The following is a 23115-nucleotide window of genomic DNA, read 5'->3' as shown; positions in this document are numbered from 1 at the left end:
GTGCGGAGCCGACGAAGTCCGGAACTGACGGTTCGGTGGCCTGTTCGGGCCGGTCCGCTCCGGTCCCCGGTCAGCCGCCGCCGTCCTCCTTCCCGGTGGAGCGTTCCGGTGCCCGGCCGAGTCCGCGGATCGCGGGCACACAGAGCATGACGGCGATGAGGACGAAGGACATGACCGAGGAGAAGAGCAGTACGCGGTCCGCCCCGAACGACTCGGCCGCCGGACCCGCCAGCGCCCGGCCCAGCGGAATGACCATGATCGATCCGGCGACGTCGTAGGCGGAGACCCGGCTGAGGACGGCCAGCGGGATATGGGACTGCACGCTGGTCGCCCACATGACACCCCAGAAGGCGAACCCGCAGCCCGCCACGACACCGGTGAGCGCCGTCACGGTGAAGGACCAGCCGAGCGCGGGCGCCAGCGGGTTGAGCGCGAAGAAGAACATGGCGCAGGCCCCCGCGACAAGCGGTCGGCGCGGCCGGACCCGCATCCCGAGCAGCCCGCCGATGATGGTCCCGGCGCCGTCGGCGGACGCGATCCAGCCGTATCCGCTGGCCCCGTGCTGCTCGGTGAGCAGCGCCGCGCCGAGCGGCAGGGCCGGGCCGAAGACGAACAGACCGTAGACGGCCCAGACGGCGATGACCCCCCACAGCCAGGAGCGGGCCCGGAACTCGTGCCAGCCCGTGGCCAGCCGCTGCCACATGGGGGCGTCGCTGTCGTCCCGGGCGGTGCTCAGCTTGCGCAGCGGCGCGAGGCCCAGCGCGCTCAGCGCGTAGGCCGCCGCGATGACGACGAAGGACCCGGCGACATCCCAGTAGGCCACGAGCAGACCGGCCACCCCCGGACCGAGCAGGGTGCAGATCGCCTCGGCGATCCGCAGCAGCGCGTTGGCGCGCTGGATGTCCTGCGCGACCTGGGGGACCATGCTCGCGAGCCCCGGCTGGAACATGGCGGTCGCGGCACCGCTGAGGGCCATCAGCGCCATGATCTGCCACAGCCGTACGTCGGTCGCGACCAGCAGCGCGGCGAGCGCGAGCATGGCCACCATCCGCACCACATCGGCGCCGACCATCATCACCTGCGGGGTGAACCGGTCGGCCATCACGCCGCCGAAGAGCACCAGCAGCACGATCGGCGCCATCCACGCGGCCAGCGCGTATCCCACTCCGGCGGCGCCGTATCCGGCTCCCAGTACGGCGGTGGTGAGCGAGACCATCAGCATGCCGTCGGCCAGCAGCGAGGTGCTGCGGGCGGTGAAGAACAGCCGGAAGCGGCTGGAGCGCCATGGGCTGGGGAGGGAGTCCGGCTCCCGCTGGACGGTTGTGTCGTCGATCGTCATGTCACATCTCCCCGGCCCCGGCCGGTTCCTTCCATGAGAATCCGCTGCCGGAGCCAGCCATCGCTCCGGTCGGCCTCCGCGGGCGGACCCTGGACGATCACATACCGGCGGGGGGCCAGCAGTCCGGGTCGGCCGGGGAGGGCGGCCATCAGTGCGGCATGGGCCTTCTCCGGTGTCGGCGGGGAGCCGTCGGAGGCGATGAACGCCGTGAGGTGCCGACCCGCCCGGTCCTCGGACGCGGTGTCCGAGGGCGCGGTGTCCGGGTCTGCGGTGTCCGGCGGGGCGTCCGTGTCCGGGCTGTCCACGGCGACGTGCACGGGCAGTCCGCCGAGTGCCTGACTCAGGGCCTCCGCCACGGCGGGCGGTGAGACCCAGCAGCCGTCGACCCGGGTCCAGCCGGTGTCACGCCCGACCGGCCGGACCCCCGTCACCTCGGTGAGGTCCGTGAACGGCACGTCCTGTGTCCCGGCCGCCTCCAGCAGCCGCACCAGTCCGGTGACGAAGGCTTCCGCCTCGTCCCGGGTGAACAGCCCCGGGTCGACCCACATACCGAGGTGGAGCACCGGCGCCGTCCGATGGACGAAGGTCAGGACGCGGGTCGGCAGCACCTGGTCCGGTCCCCAGCTCAGCTCCGGTTCCGGGCCGTCCGGGGCCGGGGTCGCGGCGGCGAGGGTGGCGGGCAGGGTGCTCACGTCGTTGAAGACGATGTCGCGCGCGAAGTGACTGCCCCGCTCGTACGTCGTGTCCCCGATCATCTCCCACAGGCGCAGCGCGTCGAACTGGCTGTGCCGGTAGGCGTTGAGCGCCGCGCCCCACGCCTTGCGCAGGAGCGCGTCGAAGGACGGGACCTGGACGTCCAGGGAGAGCAGGGCGTCCTGGGACACGGTGTTCACCGTGCGGGCCAGCCGGGGCAGGAACCGGTTGGAGGTCGGCACGGCGGCGACACAGGTGGTCTGGCCGGTGCGGTGGGCGATCAGCGCGCACCAGGCCGTCAGCAGCACGGTGGACGGCAGCCCGCCGGTGCGCTCCGCCACCCGGGCCAGCGCCTCGGCGCCCCGGGGCGAACGGAGGGTGAGCTGCGGCACCCGGACGTCGGTGCCGGTGGCACGGGGTTCGGCGAACATGGCCTGGGGCCCGGTGCGGATGATCTGTTCCCAGTACCGCAGGGACGCCTCGGACTTGCGGAGCCCGGCCGGGGCCGCCTCCTCGGCGGCGAGGCCGAGCGGGGTGAGGGCCGTCACCGGCGGGAGCGTGCCGCCGGCGAGCAGGGTCAGCCATTCCTCCCGCAGCACCGCGAGGGCGCTGCCGTCCGTCGCCGCGTGGCTGGCCGTCACGGCGACGAAGGCCGGAGCGCCGTCCTGGGCGACGACGGAGACACGCAGCGGGAACTCCCGGTCCAGCCGGAAGCGACCGGCCCGGGCCCGGCGGGCCACCGTGGTGGCGTACCGGGCGCCGTCCGGGGGGAGTTCGGCGTGGTCGAGGACGGTGACCGTGAACTCCCCCTCGGCCGCGACGACCTGCTCGCACGGTGCGGTGCCCGACGCGTGCGGGAAGGTCGTACGCAGCGCTTCGTGGCGTACCACCAGCGCGCGCAGGGCGTCGATCACCGCTTCCAGCCGGGTCCCGGCGGGGACGGGCCACACATCGTAGATGTTGATGTGCACCGGATCGTCCCGCAGGACGCAGCGGATCATGTTGGCCTGCCCCATCGTGGCGGGGCCCCTGCGTTCCGTACCGCCGGTGTACGGGACGGTGCGGGTCCGGGTGCTCCTCGGCCGCGAGGAGTCCCGCTCGCTCACCGGCCTGGGGCCGGTGCGGCCCGGAACGCTGGTGTCGATCGTGGACGACGGCTCATGTGATGCCTTTCGCGGACTGCTTCCGGCAGGTCGGGGTGGCGGTGCGGGGGATGTGGGTCCGGTGCGGGCGAAGGCCCGACCGGTGCGGCCGGGTTCACCGGGCGTGCGCCGCCCCCGCGACGGCACCGGCGCGGGTCAGGGGTTCCCAGACGTCGATCAGGAAGGCGAACTCCGCCATGTCCGTCCGGGCCTCGGCGAGCAACTGGTCGCGGCGGGCGGCGAAGAGGTCCGCGGCCATGGCGTAGCGGCCGCCCAGCTTCCGGTAGGAGCGGTCGAGGACATCGAGCCGTTCGGCGTTGTCCGTCCGCTCCAGCAGCGCGCTGTCCCTGACCGACTCCGCGACGGCGTCGGCGCGTACATGCCCCGCCGCGTCGAGCAGCGCGTCACCGGCCTCCCTCATCCGCGCGTACACGGCGTCGAAGTACGGGGTGGACAGCAGGAACTTCGCGAGCCGCAGCTGGTAGGCGAGGAACCCGCTGTCCGAACGCCGCTCACCGGTATGGAAGTTGACGATATGGCGGTTGTGCAGGACACCGGGCAGCCGGGCGTCGTGGACCAGATGGATCAGGAAGTAGTCGCTGCCGATGGTGTCGGTGGCGGGCGGCAGCGGCACCCGGGCGTAGACCTCACGGTCGAAGCCGATGTTGCACATGTCCACCCGGGTGGGGGCGACCCTGGTGAGCGTGGTGAGGTCACCGGTGAACGGCGTGGTCCCGGCGCCGCGGAACGACTCCTCGATCAGGTTCCCGCGCCAGATCTCCGGATATCCGGCGGGGACCGACAAACCGACGACTTCACGGTAGATCCCGGGGTCGAGCCGGCGGATCTCCGCCACGTCCACGGACATCTCACCGACGAAGGAACCGCCGACCAGGGCCACCGGCCGCTGCGCGTACGCGGGGTCGAGCCTGCTCCGGGACACGAGTCCCGCCACCTCGTCGGCCCGACGCCCGAGGTGTGCGAGCTCGTGCTGGAGGGGGAAGACGGGCTCGCCGTCCAGGTACTGGTAGCGGCTGTCGGAGTCCCGGCGGTGCACCGACGCGCAGCCCAGCGCCTCCGCGATCAGGAAGGCACGGTTGGTGCAGGCACCGTAGGACGCCCGGGCCGGCAGCATCAGGTCGAGCACCCGCTCCGGCGCGGCGACGCCGGAGCGGGCGATCACCTCCCGCAGGAAGCGCCGCTGCCCGGCCTCGTCGAGATGGTGGACGACCACCCCGGGTGCCGGGGCCAGCGCGTCCACCACCTCCCGGTGCTCCGCGAGCACCTGGTCGCCGGAGGAGTCGAGGATCAGCAGACACACCTCGACACCGAAACGGCGGGCGCCGTACGCGGCCTCCTCGGCGACCGCCCTGATGGTCGCCGCGCAGGCCCGGTCGGTGGGGAGGGTCAGACAGACACGGCGCACGACTGGTCCCCGCTCCGCCCGTCGGCCGCCGTCTCCTGGTCCGTGTCCTTCCAGGAGGTGAGGCCCAGCAGCCGGCTGCCGAGTCCGTCGAGGGTGGCCGTGGGGTACCGCTCGGACTCGTGCAGCACCGGATCGCCGACCAGGGTGCGGTTCCAGCGCGGGGTGCGCAGATGCCGCCAGGCGTCGACACGGGACCGCCTGAGCCGCTCGTGCTCCTCCAGCGCCGGCATCATCGACAGGTACTGGACCGCCCGTACGGAGTCCGCCGAGACATTGCGTGCCACCCCGTGGGCGAGCAGACCGTTCCAGATCAGCAGGTCGCCGGGGCGCAGCTCGGGCCGTACGACGGGGAACTCCGTCCGGTCCACGGCGGGGCGGATGGGGTCCCGGCCCGCGGGCTGGGCGATCCGCCATTCCTCGAACCGCCGGAACAGCTCCGGGCAGCACTGGAATCCGCCGGTCTCCGGCCGGGTGTCGTTGAGCGCGATGATCCCCTGCACCCGCTGCGGCGGCACCCCGAGCGTGGTGTCGATGTCCCAGTGCAGCTCGATGTCGAAACCCCGGTCGGTGGGCTCGATCAGGGCACGGTCACGGTTCTTGACGTTGGGCGGGTTGAGGTTGAGCCGGTCCTGGGTGACCCACAGTTCCTCGCAGTCCCACACGTCGACGAAGGCGTCGTACACCCGCTGGGCCTGGCGGCTGTCCCAGAGCAGCTGGTGGTGGTACGCCTCCACGAAGCCGTACACGTGCAACTGCTGGTCCAGTTCGGAGCGGAAGGGCCGGTCGTCGTACCAGCTGTCCGGGCGGTCCGGGTCGAGCCCCTGGAACTCCCAGGTGAAGTCCAGCAGCCGCCGGGCCGACGCCGCCGGGATCGCTTCCCGGACGATGACGTACCCATAGGTCTGCCAGTGCGCGAAGTCCTCCTCGGACAGCACCCGCAGGGGCCGGGACTTGCTCATCTCCCGCAAGGTGGTCTGCGCCAGATAGGACTCGCCGTCCGCGCTGAAGTACGGGAGGTCCGAGGCCGCCCGGTGCAGATAGGGGCGCCGCGGGCGGCGTTGGGGTACGGATGTCGTCATAAGGCCCCTCCAAAGTGGGGGTCGGGGGGAGCGCTCCCGTGGTGGCCGGGGGCCCGGACGCGGCCGTCCGCCGCGGGCGACCGGAATGCCGCTTCCGCCCGGCGGTCGGACCCCCGGAAGCGTTCCGAGCTCCCGGACGTCAAGCGCGGGGCAGGGGACAGGGACAGCGATGACAAGCGCTTCTCCTCGGCCGGCGGACAGCACGCGGCGGCCCTCGGCGGAGGGCTTGCGACGGACGGCATGGATGGATGGCGACGCCGTGGCGGAGGTGCGGTCACCACGTCCTTCAGCAGGATTGGTTTAGACCAACCCTCTTGTCAAGTCACCGTTTGGTAAGCCGAGTTACGGCAGCTCCGGACCACAATGGCCGCGTCGGTGCTGACCGTCGGGCCAGGTGGCTTTGGTCTAGACAATGCCCAAGTGGCTGGCTTAGTGTCCCCATGCGCGGCTCCGGCCCCTGATGGGGCATCGGTCGGCTTCCCCGCTGCGCTGAGGTCAACGGCGACCACATACAAGGCCGTTCGCGCCGCCGCCATCACCACGCGGCGAATCCGTTCCGCCGAACCGGCCGACACCCTGATCGTTCGCCCACGTCCACAGGGAGCGGTTTCCCATGAGTACCCCCAGCGTCACGGCACTGCCGGACGGCTGTCTGAAGAACCCCGGTCCCGGCCTGGTCACGCTGGACCCGGTCCGCACCGCGCTGCTGCACGGTCTGGACGACCTGCTCACCGGGCTGGCCGCACGCCTGAAGGCCCCCGAGGTGGTGGGCCCGCCGCTGCTGTCCGTCGAAGGGCTGACCCGGCTCGACTACTTCCGCAACTTCCCCCATCTGGGGGTGTCCGCCGGACGTTTCGCCCCCGAGGCCGTCGACGGCCTGGCGGCCGGTGAACCGCCGGGGGAGCTGCCGCTCCGGCCGACCGGCCATCTGCTCCCCTCCGCCACCTGCTACGGACTGCTGCTCTCCCTGGAGGGCCAGGACGTCGGCGAGGACGGACTGCGCCTTTCCGCCACCGGCCGCTGTTTCCGCAACGAGACCCACTACGAAGGACTGCGGCGGCTGTGGGGCTTCCATATGCGGGAGGTCCTGTACCTCGGCACCAAGCCCGGCGCGACCGAACACCTCGAACAGGGAGCCGTGTTCGTCCAGGAACTGGCCGGACGGCTGGGTCTGGAACTGACCCGGGCCGCCGCCGACGACCCGTTCTACGACAAGGGCGGCTCCCGCGCCCGGCTGATGGCGCTGGACCCGGTCAAGCACGAGTTCAGCGCCCCCGACGGCACGGCCATCGCCTCCGTCAACCGGCACCGCAACTTCTTCGGTGAGCGGCTGGACATCCGTGCCGGTGCCGACGGGCCGGCCCACAGCGCCTGCGTCGCCTTCGGCGTCGAACGCTGGGTCCACGCGATGATCCTCGCCCATGGCACCCCCGAGCAGGCACTGGACGTACTCGGCGCCGCCCGGACCTGACCCGCCCCGTTGCCCGGCCACCGCCCCCCGGCGAACCCGGACACCGGCCTTCGGACCTCCAGGGGTCCCCCCAACACCCCCAGCAATCCCTGGCAATCCCTCGGACAGCAAGGAGCGAGCCCACCCCCATGGAACGTATCGCCGAGTGGCTCCACGAGAAGAACCCCGGCCTCGACGGCGGGATCGACGCCGACGAGGACCTCATCGAGGCACGTCTGATCGACTCCATGGACTTCCTGGAGTTCATCGATCTGCTGGAGGACATCTCCGGCACCACCATCGACCTCCAGCAGGTCACCATCGACGACTTCCGTACCCTCGGCCGGGTACGGGAGCGGTTCCTGAGCCCCTCCGGACCGGCCGCCGCCGCCCACGCGCCGGCCGGATGAGCACCCGCCCATGACCGGCGGTCCGAGGCCGCGGGGCCGGACGGCCGTGGCCGTGGTGGCGACCACCGCGGAGGTCCTGGCCCACCCGGAACTGCACGAGGGTCTGCTCGCGTCATGGGAGCTGCGGCGGCTCGCCCGGACGAGACTGCCGGGCCGCCGCGACGACGTGCTGGCGGCGCGGCTGCTGCTGCGGCTGTGCGTCGCCCGGTACACCGCACGGCCGCTGCGGGAGGCGGCCCCGGCCCAGTATTGCGCCGACTGCGGGGGAAGCGGGCACGGCCGCCCGTATCTGCCCGCCCACCCCGGGGTCGGCGTCAGTCTGAGCCATACCGACGGGTTGGTCGCGGCGGCCGTCGGCCCCGGCGCTGTCGGTGTCGACGTAGAGCCCGCGGCCAGGCGGCCCGGCCCCCTGTCGGTGCTGAGCCGGCTGCTCCCCGAGGCCGAGATCCGGGAAGCGACCGCCCGGCCGGATCCCGGCGCGGCGCTGCTGCGGCTCTGGGTGCGCAGGGAGGCTTTGCTGAAAGCAGGTCAGGAAGACGTCCGGCTGCTGGAGTGGACGGACCGGCGGCGGGCGGCCGTGGTGACGGTGGCCAGCGCCGCCCCGGCCACGACCTTCACCGTCGGCCCCCGGAACTCGCTGTCCGTACCCTCCGGCCCTCAGTCCGAGTCCCGTTCCGACGGTGGGACCTGACGCCCCTTCCGGGAATACCAAAGGCCCCGGGTCCCCCTGAGGGGAGGCCGGGGCCTTGATCGAGCGCTGGGCAGGCCTTGCACCTGCATCCCCCCACGGGAAGTGGGGTGTCTTTCCTTGGACCACCAACGCCGGTCCCACCGCCGTGGATCACGGCCGCGAGCACATGACCGACTATATCCCAGGAACGGAACGCCCTCCAACTCGGCGCGTCCACCCCCATGTCCCGCGCCGAGAACCGGCCGAACGCGGTGCGCCACGGCCCCAAACCCCCTGCGGCCAGGGTTGTTAGGGTGATCGGATGCCGCTTCCCTCTCGCCGCTCCGTCGCCGTGTCCACCGCGATGGCCACGCTGCTCGTCGCTTCCCTGTCGGGATGCTCCACGGACTCCCCGGGCGGGGCCGACGGCGGAAAACCGACCGGCTCCGGAACGGCCAAGGGCGCCACGGACACCAAGCCCCCCACCCCGAAGCCTGACGGAGGCTTGGGTGACGTGCTGGTGGACGGCCGCCGCGTCACCGGTTCGAAGCCCACCGGCATCGCCAAGGTCCCGTTCGAACGCACCTACACCGACGGCGAGTTGTACTCGGCCGTCACCGGATACCGCGCGATGATGTTCGGAGTCGCCGGGCTGGAGGTATTGGAGAGGGAGAAGATCGAAGCGGGTAAGGATCTGGCGACGACCGTCGACCCCGCGGTGCAGCGCGCCGCCTTCGACGGACTGCGCGGACAGCTTGGTGCCGCGATCGCCCTCGACGCGGAGACGGGCGACATCGTGGCCCTGGTGAGCGCCCCGTCGTTCGACCCCGGTTCCTTCAGCGGGAACACGTTCGCGGAAGAGAGGGTGTGGAAGCGGCTCCACGAGGACGACGACAAACCCATGCTGAACCGGCCCCTGCTCCACACCGAGAACCCGGGGTCGGCCGCCCATGCCGTCGTCGCTGCCGCCGCCCTGGAGAAGGGCCTGCTCGCTTCGGTCGACACGCCGACCCGCAGTCCCGCCGTCCATGTCGTCCCCGGGAGCACGGCGGAGTTCTCCGGCGACCCCGGCCGTTGCGCGGACGCCAGTCTGCGGACCGCACTGCGCTACTCGTGCGCGAACGTCTTCGCCCGTATCGCGTCCGACCTGGGAGCCGAGGCGCTGGCGTCGACCGCCGCGGACTTCGGATTCCGCCAGGAAACCTTGTACACCCCGCTGCGCGTCGACGAGAGCGTATGGCCGGACCGGCCCGAGAACGCGACACAGCTCGCCCTCACGGCCAACGGTCTCTTCGAGGTCAAGGCCACCGCGGTCCAGATGGCGATGCTGATGGCGGCGATCGGCAACGGCGGGAACCGGCCCCACCCTCAGCTGCTCGTCGATCCCGTGGAGCCGGAGTCCGCCAGGCGGGCCGTGTCCCGGCGTACGTCCGACCAGTTGCGTTCCGCCCTCGGCGCGTCCGTGAACACCTGGGTCCCTTCCGCCTCGGTCACCTGGGCCCTGTCGTACACCCGCACCGCCGCCGGTCGCCCCCTGGCCGTCGCGGTCTGCTTCTCCTCGGCCGACGACGCCACGGAGCGGGGTGCCCGGATCGCCCAGCGGATCGCCGCGGCCGACCAGGGGTAGTCGCCCGGTACGCGCTGACGGGAGTCGGCGGCGGCTGACGGCACGGGAGCGGACCGCCGGGTCGGAATGATCCGGGGCCGGCCGTCCAGCAGTGCGGCAGGGGAATCGACGCCAGGTCAGGGCGAGGCCGCCTGGCCGGACCGCGCGGGCCGCGCCCAGGTGTCGGCTTCGGCGAGAAAGTCCCGGATGGGCGGTCCCACCGCGCGGGCGAGGTCCTCCGGCGTGCGCAGGGTCTCGCAGACGGCGACCGGGGCCAGCCGCCCGCGCGGGAGGGTACGGGCGACCTGCTCGGCCAGGGCGGTGGGGTGGCGCGCGTCCGTGCCGGGGACGACGAGAACGGGTGCGCGCAGTGCGCGCAGCTCGGTCACGTCGCGGAAGGCGCGGTCGTGGCCGATGGCGGCGGCAGCGGCGACGCTGGCCGCGTCGGAGCGGGGGATCGCGGCCCGTACCGACGCGCCGATGACCGGCGGGAACATGTCCAGGACAGGAGCCCAGGCGGCCTCCAGGCCCTTGGTGAGGGCCCGTTCGGCGAAGGCGTCCAGGAAGGCGGCCTGCGCCTCCCCGGCCTTGTCGTCCTCGATGTCCTCGACGCCGATCAGGATGCCCGCGCGAATGCGGTCAGGATGGGCGAGGGCGGCGCGCAGGGTGATCGTCGAGCCCAGTCCGGTACCGCCGACGACCGCTTGGGCCGTGCCCAGACGGTCGAGCAGGGAGACGAGGTCGGCGGTGTACCGGGCCCAGGTGTGGCGCAGCGGGTCGGCGCACCGGGACCGGCCGTATCCGCGCACGTCCGGCAGGACGACCGTGTGCCGGTCGGCCAGCAGCGCGGCGAGCGGCAGCAGGCTGTGGTGGTCCGGCCCGCCGCCGTGCAGCAGGACGACCGTGCTGTCACCGGTGCCCAGCGTGACGGCGTGCAAGGGGGTCCCGTCGGAGGCGGTATGGGTCAGCTCTGTCATGGTGGGTGCATTTTGCCTGACATTCCCTGCTTTACCGGCTCTTCCGGCGGGTGGCGTGGGTCGTGGCTCGCCGCCTTGCTCCCCGGACCTTGTCGACGGCCTCGCGGACCCGCCGGAACGAGGAGTTCCATGGGCGTCGCCCGGGCATGCCGTCCTCGGCGGACATGGGGCCGGAGGCCATCCGGGGGAGGACCGCCGAAAGCTGCGACGAGGGCGGGGCCGATGGGGACATTGCAGGGGTACATCGTCGGGACCTTGGTCGCCCTCGCCGCGATCGGCGCCGTCGCCCGGGAGGGGCGCCGCTTGCGGGCCGCCCGCCGGGCCCTGGACGCCCGGATACGGCCGCCCCGGTCGGCGGACACCCCGCTCGACCTGTACGAAGTGGCCTATCTGTGCGGCGGGGCAGGACGTGTCGCCGTGGTGGCCGTGGTGCGGATGCACGCCGAGGGCCGGTTGCCGGTGCGCGCACGGGCGGCCCGTTGGATCACGGCCGAGCCCTCGGGGGAGCCGCGCGACGGCGTCGAGGCGGCGGTGCTCGGCGCGTTGGCGGCGCGGCGTGACGACGACGGCCGGTCGCCGTGGCCGGTGGAGCTCTTCGACAGCGACCCGCCCGTACGGGACCTGCGCGAGCGGCTGGTCCTCGCGGGCCTGCTGCGCGACCGGTTCGCACCTGTCGGCGTACTGCACCACCATCCGGTGTCCCGCGCCTACTACCGAGCCTGCGCCCGCTTCGCCCGAACGCTGCGCCTGGCGTCCGCGCTCGCCGTCGCGGGCGTCGTCATCGCGCTGCTGTGGCGCGCCTATCCGCCCCTCCTGGTGTATCCGCCGCTGCTGTGGGCCGGCCGACGGCACCGGGACAGATACGACGCCGGCACCGGCTCGTACGGTGAGGTCACCGACGCCGGCCGAGCGGCGGTACGGGCCGCGGACGCCGCCGACGGCCCGCTGACGGCCGACCGCCGGCAGGTGTGCGAAGTGGCCCGGTCCGGTCCGGACTCCCTGCCCGTCCAGCACATCCTCCGCCCCGCGCCCGCACCACCGTGGCAGCCACCGGAGCCCGGCCCGGAACCGCCGCGGATCGTCATCGACGGCTCACCCGGCCTCGGTGGCCTCTGAGGCACCTCGTGCCGATGGAAACCCCCGCCGGTGCCGCGAAACGGGGCAAAAAATGTGAAATGCGACCGGTCGTCCGGGATGGTGCGGGAACGGTTCGCCGCCGAGGCCCGCCCATCAGAAGGTGATGATCGCCCGGGAACAAGAGGCGCTGACCTCGGAACGGGACGCGGTGCGAGGTCGCGTGGTTCGGATGGATGGAGCACGGTCAAAATCGATTCTGCGGGTTGATGTCCGCTTCCCGTGCAGCGATTCCCCGGGATACCGGGCCCGGGTGCGGTACACAGCGGGCGTGGACGATCCTTTCGCGTTGAGCCCTCCGGCGCTGCCCGAGGAGCCTTTCAGGGGTATGCCGCGGCCGGAACGGCGGGCGGTGGGCCCGGACGATCCCTGTTCCCGGTGCGTCGGCTGCCAGTTGCCCGTGCACGTCTGCGGCCGAGCGGAGGCAATGCCCGGTGACACCCTGGACGGGACGGTCAGCCGGCGGGCCCGGTGTTCCCGTCCGTCGAGGGGGCCGGCTTCGGACGGGTGACGGTTCGCGCGTGGTGGAGCACGGCCGCCGCGTCCGGCCGGTCCCGGAAGCCGCGCAGCGATGTACGCAGATGCTTGAGCGCGTGGTCGGCCGGAGCGGCGCGCAACCCCGGATAGTGGTCGAGGAAGACATGCCAGTGGACGCAGGACTCCTCCAGGCGCCCCAGGGGCAGGAGCGTCGCGGCCAGCCGGGCATGGGTGAGAGCACCGGATCTGTGCCGGTCGGCGCCGCGTGCCGCCGCCGACGAGGTGAGCGCCCGTGCGGCCTGGGGCGCGTCCCCGAGAGCGAGCAGGGCCAAGCCGCGCTGGTAGTCGAGGCCGGGGCGCGGATACATGCTGAAGGGGCCGGGCGGACCGGTCGCCCGGTCGTGCTGCGCCTCGGCGGCCGTCAGGTCGTCGACCGCCTGCCTGCGGTGGCGCGCGTACGCGTGGGTGAGGGCGCGCTGGCTCAGGAGGAAGGCCCGTGCTGACGGATCGTCCGAGGACCGGGCGGTGTCCACGGCGGTGTCGGCGAGTTGCCGCGCCCTGGCGTGGAACCCCAGACGCAGGGCCTGAAGGCTCATGGCCCGCAGGGTGATCGCGTACAGGCGGCGGTCGTCGGCCTCGTGGGCGAGGCCCAGGGCCGTGGTGAAGTAGCGCTGCGCGAGGCTGGGGTGACCGGCGTCCATGGTCATACGGGCCAGTACATGCGTGAGTTGGGCCGCGCCGGAGAACAACTGCTTGCGCAGGGCGGCTTGCGCGGGGGCGACCAGGAGCCGGCTGGTGTCGTCGGTGAGATAGGCGGCCAGCGCGGAGCGCGCGTGCGCGCCGCCGTAACGCTCCATGAGGTCCACGAAGACCTGGGACATCTCTTGCAGCGTCCTGACCTCCGCGGCCGTGACCCGGGCACCCGTTCTCCGCGGTCTGACGGGCAGGGGCCGACCGGGCCGCCAGTCGGGGGAGGCGTCGGGGTCCAGGCTGTAGGCGGAGTCGGTGAGCCGTGGACGGCCCGCGGGGTCGGCGTCGGTGCGGCTGAGGACGGTCAGCCGGTCCACGACGTCGTCCGTCCCGGCCCCGGACGCCAGCAGCGGGTCGTCGGCGGGCCGCCCGGGTCGGGCGAGGCCGGTCTCCCCGACGGTGACCAGGCGTCCGGTGCGCCGGCTGAAGGCGGAGGCGACCAGGTCGGGAACAGGGGGCCGCGGACGGGAGCCGGTGAGCCAGTGCGCGACCGACGTGCGGTCGTACCGCAGCGTCAGCCCTTGCGCCTTGCCTATGCCGTTGACCGCTCTGGCCAGGTCGGCCGGGTTCCAGTCGGCCTCGTTGAGCAGAACTCCGAGACGCTGATTGGGTTGATGGCGTGCCATGGCCCCGTCCTCCCTGGCTGAACGCTGTCCGCGGGACGGCCGACGGGGTGACCTTCCCCCGTGCCTGGGCGCGGGCCGGTCATGACGAGAAGGCTGCCGGAACGGCCCGCGTATGCCGAGGACATGGTCCTCGCCGCCATCATCCCGGTCCCGGAGCCTGCCGGACAGTCACCGGAGCCACCCTCTTGGTCCATGGCCCGGGACTTCCGCCCCGGCCGCGAGGAAAGCTGTCCTCAACGTCCGCAAATGGCGGTAACTGCCCGACATCGCAGGCGGGTTGTCGGTCGTGGTGCCGGTGAAGGGTGTCCCGGAGCGGGCGGGCGAGCCGGATCGGCGGCGATCAGTATCCGCTTTTCGTCCCCGGCCGACCGGCGAAGGATCGGCCGCTCGGCGAGCTCGCGGTCCCCGTCCCGGAGCAAGTCACGGGCAATGCTCCGCAGGCTGTCCGGGCACTGACCCGCCCGGGCACCGGTGCCGGCCGACGGGCGGTCACTTGCCGAAGCGGCGCTGGCGGTTCGCGTACGAGCGGAGCGCGCGCAGGAAGTCCACATGCCGGAACGCGGGCCAGTAGCAGTCCACCCAGTGCATCTCGGCGTACGCGGACTGCCAGAGCAGGAAGCCGGACAGCCGCTGCTCGCCGGAGGTGCGGATGATGAAGTCGGTGTGGGCGGCGGTCGGCGAGTACAGATGCCGGGAGATGTCCCCGATGTCGAACCGCTCGACCAGTTCGGCCGCGTCGCCCCCGGCCGCCATGTGTTCCTCGAAGGCGCTCTTCACCGCGTCGACGATCTCGCGCCGGCCGCCGTAGCCGACCGCGACGTCCACCTTGAGCCCGCCCCGCCCGGCCGTCACGGCGGCGGCGTCCTTGAGCACCTGGGCGCCGGCGCCGGGCAGCATGTCGAGGGAGCCGATCACCTGCACCTCCCAGCGACGGCCCTCGGCCGTGATGTCCCGGACGGTCTCCTCGATGATCTCGATCAGCGGGCCGAGTTCCTCGGCGGGACGGCCGAGGTTGTCGTCGGAGAGCATGAAGAGGGTCACGTGCTCGATCCCCGCGGCCGTGCACCAGCCCAGGAACTCGGTCACCTTGGCGCCGCCCGCCCGGTATCCCTCACGGACGTCCGCGTGTCCCGCCTGCCGGGCCCAGCGCCGGTTGCCGTCGAGCATGATCCCGACGTGCTGGGGGCGCGGCAGTCCGGCCAGAGTGGCGGCCAGTCGGCGCTCGTACACTGCCTCGATCGGCCGTCGGAGGAACAGCGGGAGCAGCTTCATGAACCCTCATCATCGCGTCGTGGACCCCTCGCCGGACCTTACCAGGGGCCTGGTGACACCCCTGGTGAGCAGGGGCGTTGCCGCAGCGGTCGCTTCGGTCGGCACGCCGGGGCGGCCGTACCCGGCGCTGTGCCCCGGCGCGCCGGTCGCGGTCGGTGGGCGGCGGGGTCCCAGGCCGCCGGGAGCAGTGCGGGCTTGGTGAAGAACAGGTCCCGTTCCCAGGGGACGTCCTGCGCCGAGACGGCGAGGAACAGTGAGGGGTCCTTGACGCAGTCCCCGAGTTCGAGGTGGTGGACCAGCGGGGTGACCACCCCGTGCCCAGCGGGGAGACCAGGGGTTCGGAGCCGGTGACGAACAAGTACGACACCGTGCCGTGCAGTTCGGCGTCGCTGATCTCCCCGGCGGCCTCGGCCCGGATGAGCACCTCGATGGGCCCCACATGCCCGGCCCACTCCGCCAGCCGCTCGCTCTCCGGCAAGCAGGGCTGGACCAGGAAGGGTGAGGGTGACGTCTGTTGCCGGACTTCACTCGCTGTCGGAGCTGTCGGAGCTGTCGGAGCTGTCGGAGCCGTCGGAGCTGTCGGGGGCGGGGGAGGTGTCGGACGCGGTGGGCGCGGTCCGCGGGCCGGCCTCCGCCTGGAGGATCAACGCGTGCGGGCAGTGCAGATAGTCGGCCCAGAACTCGTCGCCGTACTCCTGGCGGCCCTGCTCGGAGACCTTGGGGCGGATCCAGGAGATCCGGTCGAAGCCCGCTGCCCGCAGCGCCCGTTCATGTGCGGCGGCCGACCACCGGAAGTAGTCCACGTCCAGGACCTCCTCACCCACCCACGCCTTCAGATGACCCTTCGTGCCCTCACCCACCGGCTCCCGCGCGCTGAGCTCCATGCCGTAGGGCCGGTACCAGCCGGGGGCGGTGGAGTGGTCGGGGTTGAGGGTCGCGGCCACGAACCGTCCGCCGCTCTCGGGCAGGGCCCGCCGGGCCGTGGCGCAGAGCCCCTCCAACGCCGCCGGGGTCGGGGCGTAGGGCAGCACGTAGACGGCGGTGACCAGGTCGAACGCCCCCTCGATGGCGGGCAGGTCATCGGCGGACGGTGCGGCGGCGTCCGCGACGAGGTACTCCGCGCCCAGCCCCTCACGTCCTTCACGGCGGCGCGCGTAGTCCACCATCGCGGTCGACTCGTCCAGCCCCACCGCGCGTGCGGCGCCCTCGCGGCGCAGCCGTCGGACGTACAGCCCGCTGCCGCACCCCAGGTCGAGCACCCTGCGCCCGGTGACATCGCCGACCGCGTTCAGGAAGCTGTACGCCTCGATGTGTTCGCGGAACGGCATCTCCTGGACGCTGTGCTCGTATGCGGCCACCGCTGTGTCGAACTGGCTTTCCACAGCCATCTCCTCGCTTCAGGATTCCGTGCGGCACGCCCGGGTCCGGGGCGACGGGATCCAGCCCGGCGAAGCCCTCCCGGGCCCGGGCGTTGCCGCTGTGTTCGGATCGCTCGTGGGGTGAGGCTCCCGGCGTCGTGCCGGTCCTCTCCGCGGGACGTGACGACGTGCCGCGAAGGCTCCTGTGTCATGGCACCGGCAGGGCCCGGCCTCGCCACCGCCCCCGAGGGGCCCGTGGCGGGCGTCGTCCGGCGGGACGGTCCTGTACGTGCCGGCCCCGGCCGAAGCTCCCGCTCACCTGCCTCCACCATCCGTGCCAGGGGGCGGGTTCGGAAGGGGTGCGGGCGGGCGGGGTCGTTCACGCGTTGAACGCTTGCGCGCTTGTGAGCGGCTTCGGCGTGAGCGCCGACGGCCGTTCCCGCGTGGGCACCGACCGATTCCGCGACGCTCCGGGGACGCCGGCCGTCGGCCCCGGGACGCGAATCTGCCGGACCCGCCCCCGGGTTCGCTTGCCCGCGGGCGGGCCCGGGAAGCGGCGGGGAACCTTCCGGTGCGGCTGTCCGTCAGGGAAGTGACGCCGGGTTCCCGGCTCGTGTCCCTGCGACAAAGGCGGATTGCCATGCGGACGAGCGACACGGACAGGACGAGCGACACGGACAGGACGAGCGACACGGTGACGGCGCGCGACACGGACAAGCTGGAGACCACCCTGGGCGCCGGTCGGCGGGTGACGCTGTCGCTCCCGCCGACGGACGCGCCGTGGGCGGCGGGCGGGGTCGGCGCCCTGCGGGCCGTCCCGCCCACGCACACCGAGCACGACGAGAACCCCCCGCCGCTTCCCGAGGAGCCCGCGCTCCCCCTTTCCGTGGCGATGCTGGGCCTCGGGATATGAGGTGCGCCGACGGGCCGGGGTGACCGGTGCGGCGGGTGGGCGCGGAAGGGGTGCCTGACCAGGGCGGAGCTATAGTGCTGCGCGTGCAGAGGTCCGAGGTGGTGAGGGAGGGCGCGAGGCGCGAGGTACGTGCGCCGTACGCGATATCCACCTCACGCATGCGCCGTGAGCGCTATCCGCACGGGCGGACATGGGAGGCGCACACGCATCTCTTCGACCATGAGCTGCTCTGGGGGGTCAGCGGGTCGGTGACGGCCACGGTGGACGGGGTGTCGTGGACGGTGCCCCCGACCGTGGGGCTCTGGGTCCCGGCCGGGGCGGTGCACGAGGTCACCACAGGGCCGGGCGGCGACTTCTACACCACGTACTTCCGGGGCGAGGTCTTCACCCCGGCCACGGAGCGGTCCGGGGTCTGGGCCGGGCCGGGGCTGGTCGCCGTCTGCGCCGCGCTGCGCGAGATCCTGCTGCACATGCGGCGCTACGGGATGACGCTCGCCGCGCGGAACCGGGCCGAGCAGGTCGCGTTCGACCTGCTCCAGCCGCTGGAGATCGCGGCGGTCGAGGTGCCGATGCCCACCGACGCGCGGGCGCTCGTCGTCGCCCGCGCGCTGATCGCCGATCCCGCCGACCCCCGGGGTCTCGCCGAGTTCGCCCGGCTCTCCGGATGCGGTGTGCGTACCCTCACCCGGGTCTTCACCGCCGATACGGGGATGAGCTTCGTGCAGTGGCGTATCCAGGTGCGGGTCCGGGCGGCGCTCACCTATCTGGCGGGCGGGCTGCCGGTGTCGGTGGTCGGACGGCGGGTGGGGTACAGCACCCCGAGCGCGTTCGTCGCGGTGTTCCGCCGGGTCACCGGGCGGACGCCCGGTGAGTGCTTCGGCGTCGTCGAGGACTCGGGGTACGCGGACTACCAGGGGCACGAGGACCCCGAGGGGTTCACGGACCTCCCGGGGCTCGCGGGGCGGGCAGCGGCGGGTTAGCCGGGGGCCGCTGTGCCGTCCAGGCCCGCCACAGCCGGGCGTAGGGGCCGTCCGAGGCGAGCAGCCCGTCATGCGTGCCCTCCTCGACGATCCGTCCCCGCGCCATCACCAGGACCCGGTCGGCCGACGCGGCCTGGTTCAGCCGGTGGGCGACCGTGATCGCCGTACGGCCCGCCAGCACGGCGTCCGTCGCGGTGTCCAAGGTCCGGGCCCCGGCGCTGCCCGCGTCGGCGGTCGCCTCGTCCAGGACCACGATCGGCGGGTCCAGGAGCAGGACCCTGGCCAGCGCCAGTTGCTGGGCCTGAGGCGCGGTGAGGGGATGACCGCCCGCGCCGACCACGGTGTCCCTGCCGTCGGGCAGGGCGCCGATCCAGGTGTGGGCGCCCACGGCCCGCAGGGCCCGTTCCAGTGCCGCGTCGTCCGCCCCGGGGACGGCCAGCCGCAGATCGTCGGCGATGGTACCGGCGAAGACATGGACCTCCTGGGTGACCAGGGCGACCGTGCGGCGGGTGGCCGCGGTGCCCAGTTCCCGGGGTTCGACACCGCCGAGCCGGACGGTCCCGGCGGACGGCTCGTACCCGCCGGCGATCAGCCGGGCGAGGGTCGACTTGCCCGCGCCGGTCGTCCCGACGAGGGCGACCCGCTCGCCCGGTGCGACGGTCAGGGACACCTCGCGGGGGACGGTGAGCCCCGGACGGTGGGAGTAGGAGACCCCGGTGAGGGCGAGGGAGCTGTCGCGCGGGTGCGGCGGGTCGGCCGGTTCGGCGGCGCGGGGCACCTGGGTCACCCCGACCAGCCGGGCGAGGCCCGCGCCCGCCTCCTGCAACTCGTCGAACACGCCGAGCAGCTGGCCCACCGGGTCGAAGAGCCGGTGGAAGAACAGCGCGGCGGCCGTCGCCTCGCCCACGGTGACCGTTCCCTCGCCGACCAGCCGGAAGCCGACCGCGAGGACGGCCGCCAGCCCGATCAGCTCGGCCAGGTTGAGACGTCCGAAGAAGCGGGTGCGCAGCCGGGTCGCCCGCAGACTGTGCGAGACGGCCAGGAGCGAGCGGTCCGCGATGGCGTCCAGATGGCGGGGACCGCGGCGCATCGCGGTGACGGTGTCGGCCGCGCCGAGTGCGTCGAGGAGCGCCTGCGCGCGTTCGCCCTCGGCGGTCCGCTCGGCCCGGTAGACCGGCCCCGAACGGCCGAGGTACCAGGTCAGCGCGCGGATCTGGACAGGCGCCGCGACCAGTGCGGCGAGGGCGAACCGCCAGTCGAGGGTGCCCAGACCGACGAGGGTCAGCGCGATGCCCAGCAGCGCGGTCACGAAGACGGGTACGGCCTGCGAGGCCGCTTCGGTGACGACCCGTACGTCACCGGTGATCCGGGCGACGAGGTCGCCGCGCCCCGACCGTTCGACGTCCTTCGGGGGAAGGCGCAGCGCGCGGTCGAGGACGTCCTCACGCAGGTCGGCGACCAGGTGTTCGCCCGCCTGGACCACCAGATAGTGGCTGAGCGCGCCCAGCACCGCCTGGAGCACGGCGATCGCGGCCAGTGCCCCGCCCAGCAGATGGAGCCTGCCGAGGGCGTCGCCGCCGTGGCGGACGACCTCGTCGACCATACGGCCGAGGATCAGCGGACCGGCCAGCCCGATGGCGGTGGAGGCGGCCAGCAGCAGTACCGCCCACAGGGTCCGGGCGCGGTGCGGGCGCAGCAGCCGCAAGGCGGCGCGGCGGGTCGTGGCGGTGTCGGCGACCGGCAGGAGGGGGTCGTGTCCGGTGGTCATGCCAGTACCGCCGCTCGGTAGGACGGGGACGCCGTGAGCAGCCCGGTGTGGGTACCGGCGGCCTGGGGGCGGCCGGCGGGGAGCCAGACGACGCGGTCGCAGACCGCGAGCAGCGTCGGGCTGGTGGTGAGCAGCAGCGTGGTGAGTCCGGCCCGGTCCCGGCGCAGCCCGTCGGCGATCCGGGCCTCGGTGACGGAGTCGATCGAGGTCGTCGGGTCGTGCAGGACGAGCACGGGTGCCCGGGTCGCCAGGGCTCGTGCCAGGGCGATGCGCTGGCGCTGGCCGCCGGAGAGGGTCAGCCCCTGTTCGCCGACCGTGCTGGCGGGTCCGTCGGGCAGGGCGTCGACCACGTCGTCGGCGCAGGCGGCGGTCAGCGCGGTCGCGATCGTCCGCGCGGTGGTCCCGGGGCCGTCCGGGGCGATGTTGTCGGCGATGGTGCCCGCGAACAGGGCGGTGTCACGCGGGGGAGCGACGACGGTACGGCGTATCGCGTCCGGGTCCGTGCCGCGCAGGTCGGCGCCGTCGAGGCGGACGGTTCCGGCGTCGGGGTCGATCCGCCGGGCGCAGCAGTCCAGCAGCGCGCGGGCGTGCGCGGCGTCCTCGGTGACGACGCCGACGAGTTCGCCGGGGGCGACGCGCAACGACACCCCGGTCAGTGGTCCGGCGGCACCCGCCGGGGCGTGGACGGTCAGTTCCTCGAAGCTCAGCACGGCGGTACGGGCGGGTGCGACGGGCTCGGGGTCCGGGGTCCCGGTGGGCCCGGCCGGGGCGTCCCGTACCTCGACGGCGGGCGGGGTGCCGAGCAGCGCGGCCACCCGGCGGGCCGACGCGCGGGCGCGGGCCAGACCCGATCCGAAGTACGCCACGTCGACGAGCGGTCCGCGCAGGAACTGGGCGAGTCCCACGACCGCCACCAGCTCCCCGACCGTGAGGGTGCCCCGCGCCGCCATCCGCGCGCCCACCAGCGCGATCAGCGCCAGGAATCCCCCGGTGACCAGGGTATTGGCGGCGGTGTACCCGGCCTGGGCGCGTTCCGTGCGCAGGGTCGCCGCGAGGGCGGCGCGGCTGACCTCGCGGTAGCGCCGGGCGGCGTGCGGCTGGGCGCCGATGCCGTCGAGCACCCGCAGTCCGGTGAGCAGATCCGCGGCGGTGGCACCGGCCTTCGCCGCGGACGCGTAGTCGCGTTCCGTCCGCCGTTCCAGCGGGCGGCTCAGATACTGCATGGCCACCAGCACCGGTGGTGTGCCGAGCAGGACCAGCAGCCCGAGCGGCACCGAGATCAGCAGCAGGGCCACGGCGGCCGTGACGATCGCGGCTGCCGCGGCGAGCTTGCTGCTGAGGGTGTGGGTGAAGCGCGACACGTTCCGGGCGTCGGCGGTGGCCAGCGAGAACAGCTCGCCGGGCATCGTACGGGTGGCCGTGCCGAGGGGGTCCAGGGCCCGCCGGGCCACGGCCATCCGGACCTGGTGGCCGCCGTGCTCGGCCACATGGGCCGCCGCCCGCGCGGCGAACCGCCATGACAGCAGCAGTCCGCCGAACAGCACGGTGAGCACGAGGAGCCAGCGCCCGAGGGCGGCGGCGTCGCCGGTGGCGACCGCGCGGTCGATGACGGCGCCGATGGTGACCGGTATGAGTGCTTCGGCTACTTGATGTCCGGTCAGTCCGACCGAGGCGGCGGCCAGCCTGCGGCCCCGCCGTTCACCGGTGAGTGCCTGGCGCAGTACGGAGCGGGCGGTGGCGGGCACAACCTCGTGGGCGCCGGTCGCAGGTGGGGTGGGCGGGGCGGGGGGCGCCGTGGCGGACGGCGTTTCGAGGGAGGCGGGCATGGGAGCCGACCGTACCGCCGCCCTCTGCGGTGTCCCCTCGGGCGGGCCATTCCCTGTCGTGAACGGGCCATGGGTTGGCCGAATGGCCTCTTGGCGACAGTGAATGGCGTGTGCTCGACATGGCCGCTTGCGCCCCACTCATCCGTTCGACTATTCATAGGTAAGGCTTACCTAATATTCCCCGATTCTTCGTACCGCCCCGGAGGCGTCGATGCCGGCCGCACCACCACTCGCCAGACCGTCGCTCCGCACCGCGACGGGCCACCCGACCCGGCGCCGCTTCGCGGTCGGCGCGGGCGCCCTCACCCTCGGCGGTCTGCTGGCCGCCTGCGGCGGTGACGACCGGCCCACCGTCACCGGCTCCGGCGCGAAGAACTCCGGCACCGTCGACTTCGCCTACCAGGACTTCCGGGCGAAGCTCCCCGCCGACCCCCAGCGCGTCGTCGCCCTCGACCCGCGTACCGGCATGGAGTTCGCGGTGCTCGCCGGATACCCCGTCGTCGCCGGATACCGGCTGGAGAAGGGCAACCATCTCGCCGAGAGGGTTCCGAAGGGCTACCGCACCCTGGAGGGCAACGAGACCGAGCCCAGCGCCGAGTCCATCCTGGCCCAGGACCCGGATCTGCTGGTCGTCGGCGAGGAATGGTGGCAGTACTACAAGGAGCGCAAGCTCCTCACCCAGGACATCGCCCCCGTCCTCGTCGTCGGCGGCGGCTTCAGCCCCCACTGGCGCCGCCACACCGAGCAGCAGCTCACCCGCCTCGGCCGCGCACCCCGGGCCAAGAAGCAGCTCGACGCCTACGACACCCGGCTGGCCGCCGCCCGCCAGGAGGTCGGACGGCTGCTCAAGGGCCGGAAGATCGCCGTCGCCGGCGCCCAGAAGCCCCAGTTCTGGGCCCAGACCAACAGCTTCTACCTCGCTGTCGCACGGGACCTCGGCATGGAACTCATGTTCTACGACCCCGAGCGTGAGCCGGGGGGCAAGTCCAACAGGTTCTTCGGCCTGGAACGCCTCGACGTGTTCGCCCCGGCCGACCTGATCATCCTCCAGAACCCGGACGACCCCGCCACCAAGGCCAAGACCTGGCAGCAACTGCCCGCCGTCAGGGCCGGACGCGTCGCGCCCCTCAACTACTACAGCAACGCCGGACTCGCGTTCACCGCCACCGCGCTGCTCGACGAACTCGTCTCCGCCGCGAAACTCCTGGGGTGAGCGGAC

At 73.1% G+C, this 23115-nt stretch carries 18 protein-coding genes; 8 read left to right on the top strand and 10 right to left on the bottom strand.

What is annotated here, in order from left to right; all coding sequences use genetic code 11:
* Positions 1-70: 70 nt before the first annotated feature.
* The 4 genes from AB852_RS16220 to AB852_RS16205 all read right to left on the bottom strand — a co-directional run bounded on the left by AB852_RS16220 (position 71) and on the right by AB852_RS16205 (position 5679).
* The gene (locus AB852_RS16220) at positions 71-1339 is read right to left on the bottom strand and encodes an MFS transporter (protein ID WP_073788676.1); all 1269 of its coding nucleotides are present in this window, start codon (positions 1337-1339) and stop codon (positions 71-73) included.
* A complete protein-coding gene (locus tag AB852_RS16215; protein ID WP_073788674.1) occupies positions 1336-3138 on the bottom strand; it encodes a condensation domain-containing protein in 1803 nt (600 codons plus the stop codon). Before AB852_RS16215 ends, AB852_RS16220 begins: the two co-directional genes overlap by 4 nt.
* Before the next feature lie 151 nt (positions 3139-3289).
* Entirely contained in the window at positions 3290-4600 is a 1311-nt protein-coding gene (locus AB852_RS16210; RefSeq protein WP_073788672.1) for a DUF6271 family protein, read from the bottom strand.
* Entirely contained in the window at positions 4582-5679 is a 1098-nt protein-coding gene (locus AB852_RS16205) for a phytanoyl-CoA dioxygenase family protein (RefSeq protein ID WP_073788670.1), read from the bottom strand. Before AB852_RS16205 ends, AB852_RS16210 begins: the two co-directional genes overlap by 19 nt.
* 613 nt (positions 5680-6292) lie before the next feature.
* Between AB852_RS16205 and AB852_RS16200 the strand changes: the two genes are divergently transcribed.
* The 4 genes from AB852_RS16200 (at position 6293) to AB852_RS41355 (ending at position 9836) form a co-directional block, all read left to right on the top strand.
* Positions 6293-7150 (top strand): class-II aminoacyl-tRNA synthetase family protein, encoded by an 858-nt coding sequence (locus tag AB852_RS16200; protein ID WP_073788668.1) that lies wholly within the window; start codon positions 6293-6295, stop codon positions 7148-7150.
* Between the two features lie 128 nt (positions 7151-7278).
* Positions 7279-7539 (top strand): acetyl xylan esterase, encoded by a 261-nt coding sequence (locus AB852_RS16195; RefSeq protein WP_073788666.1) that lies wholly within the window; start codon positions 7279-7281, stop codon positions 7537-7539.
* A 10-nt stretch (positions 7540-7549) separates the two neighbouring features.
* Entirely contained in the window at positions 7550-8230 is a 681-nt protein-coding gene (locus AB852_RS16190) for a 4'-phosphopantetheinyl transferase family protein (protein ID WP_079184648.1), read from the top strand.
* 301 nt (positions 8231-8531) lie between these two features.
* A complete protein-coding gene (locus AB852_RS41355; RefSeq protein ID WP_079184647.1) occupies positions 8532-9836 on the top strand; it encodes a penicillin-binding transpeptidase domain-containing protein in 1305 nt (434 codons plus the stop codon).
* A gap of 116 nt (positions 9837-9952) precedes the next feature.
* On the opposite strand, the gene AB852_RS16180 is transcribed toward AB852_RS41355, so the two are convergent.
* A complete protein-coding gene (locus AB852_RS16180; protein ID WP_073788662.1) occupies positions 9953-10792 on the bottom strand; it encodes an alpha/beta fold hydrolase in 840 nt (279 codons plus the stop codon).
* Positions 10793-11014: 222 nt separating this feature from the next.
* On the opposite strand from AB852_RS16180, the gene AB852_RS16175 reads away from it, so the two are divergent.
* The gene (locus AB852_RS16175) at positions 11015-11908 is read left to right on the top strand and encodes a TIGR04222 domain-containing membrane protein (RefSeq protein WP_073788660.1); all 894 of its coding nucleotides are present in this window, start codon (positions 11015-11017) and stop codon (positions 11906-11908) included.
* A 473-nt stretch (positions 11909-12381) separates the two neighbouring features.
* Here AB852_RS16175 and AB852_RS16170 read toward each other — a convergent pair whose 3' ends face one another.
* The 3 genes from AB852_RS16170 to AB852_RS39250 form a co-directional block, all read right to left on the bottom strand.
* A complete protein-coding gene (locus AB852_RS16170; protein ID WP_073788658.1) occupies positions 12382-13779 on the bottom strand; it encodes an NsdA family TPR-like regulatory protein in 1398 nt (465 codons plus the stop codon).
* A 489-nt stretch (positions 13780-14268) separates the two neighbouring features.
* A complete protein-coding gene (locus AB852_RS16165) occupies positions 14269-15051 on the bottom strand; it encodes an isoprenyl transferase (RefSeq protein ID WP_073788656.1) in 783 nt (260 codons plus the stop codon).
* Between the two features lie 524 nt (positions 15052-15575).
* Positions 15576-16433, bottom strand: coding sequence for a class I SAM-dependent methyltransferase (locus AB852_RS39250; RefSeq protein WP_178391029.1), 858 nt, complete (start codon positions 16431-16433; stop codon positions 15576-15578).
* Between the two features lie 616 nt (positions 16434-17049).
* Between AB852_RS39250 and AB852_RS16155 the strand changes: the two genes are divergently transcribed.
* Positions 17050-17322, top strand: coding sequence for a hypothetical protein (locus AB852_RS16155; protein ID WP_245876799.1), 273 nt, complete (start codon positions 17050-17052; stop codon positions 17320-17322).
* A gap of 83 nt (positions 17323-17405) precedes the next feature.
* Positions 17406-18302: a helix-turn-helix domain-containing protein gene (locus tag AB852_RS16150; RefSeq protein ID WP_218623264.1), complete on the top strand. Its 897-nt coding sequence runs from the start codon at positions 17406-17408 to the stop codon at positions 18300-18302.
* On the opposite strand, the gene AB852_RS16145 is transcribed toward AB852_RS16150, so the two are convergent.
* Positions 18259-20070 carry an ABC transporter ATP-binding protein gene (locus AB852_RS16145; RefSeq protein ID WP_073788649.1) on the bottom strand — a complete coding sequence of 604 codons (1812 nt, stop codon included), beginning with the start codon at positions 20068-20070 and terminating at the stop codon, positions 18259-18261. The genes AB852_RS16150 and AB852_RS16145 overlap by 44 nt on opposite strands.
* Positions 20067-21896, bottom strand: coding sequence for an ABC transporter transmembrane domain-containing protein (locus AB852_RS16140; protein WP_079184645.1), 1830 nt, complete (start codon positions 21894-21896; stop codon positions 20067-20069). The genes AB852_RS16145 and AB852_RS16140 overlap by 4 nt, the downstream gene beginning before the upstream one ends.
* 211 nt (positions 21897-22107) lie before the next feature.
* Between AB852_RS16140 and AB852_RS16135 the strand changes: the two genes are divergently transcribed.
* Complete coding sequence (locus AB852_RS16135; RefSeq protein WP_073788645.1) at positions 22108-23109, top strand: ABC transporter substrate-binding protein; 1002 nt, start codon at positions 22108-22110, stop codon at positions 23107-23109.
* The last annotated feature ends 6 nt before the right edge of the window (positions 23110-23115 follow it).

Source organism: Streptomyces uncialis (assembly GCF_001905345.1).
GTDB classification, from domain to species: domain Bacteria; phylum Actinomycetota; class Actinomycetes; order Streptomycetales; family Streptomycetaceae; genus Streptomyces; species Streptomyces uncialis.
This window is presented reverse-complemented; position numbering and strand designations above follow the sequence as displayed.